This is a genomic window from Streptomyces beijiangensis (assembly GCF_017315755.1).
Lineage (GTDB): Bacteria > Actinomycetota > Actinomycetes > Streptomycetales > Streptomycetaceae > Streptomyces > Streptomyces beijiangensis.
Genome location: NZ_JAFLRJ010001621.1, coordinates 1 through 388, shown reverse-complemented (window position 1 = coordinate 388; position 388 = coordinate 1). Strand labels below are relative to the sequence as shown.

General features: G+C 66.2%; 1 pseudogene. It reads left to right on the top strand.

The window, feature by feature from the left end:
* Positions 1-132 precede the first annotated feature (132 nt).
* A pseudogene (locus J0695_RS42940) lies at positions 133-388 on the top strand (hypothetical protein); the annotation flags it as partial.

Below are 388 nucleotides of genomic sequence, written 5' to 3'. Positions count from 1 at the left end.
AAGACCTTCATCACCATAATCGGTCACCCTCTCCCGGCCCCCACCGGGGCCGGAGGTCAGGGTGTCCACCACCCGGGGGGAGGTCCCGCCCACGGCACCATCAAGGCCAGCCACGCCACCCTGGTTGAATCGTTGACCGGCCGTTTCGAAGAGCACCACGGATTCATGTGCCGGATGCTGCTGGACACCGTCGACCACCTCACCGTGCAGATTGACAAGCTCACCGCCCGGATCACCGTCCGTCTGGCCGAACTGTCCACCACCGAGGACGACGAAGGCCCCGGGCAGACCACCCTGATACCGATCACCGACACCGAGCGCCTCGACGAGATCCCCGGCATCGGCCCGAACACCGCGCAGGTGATCCTCGCCGAGATCGGCCTGGACA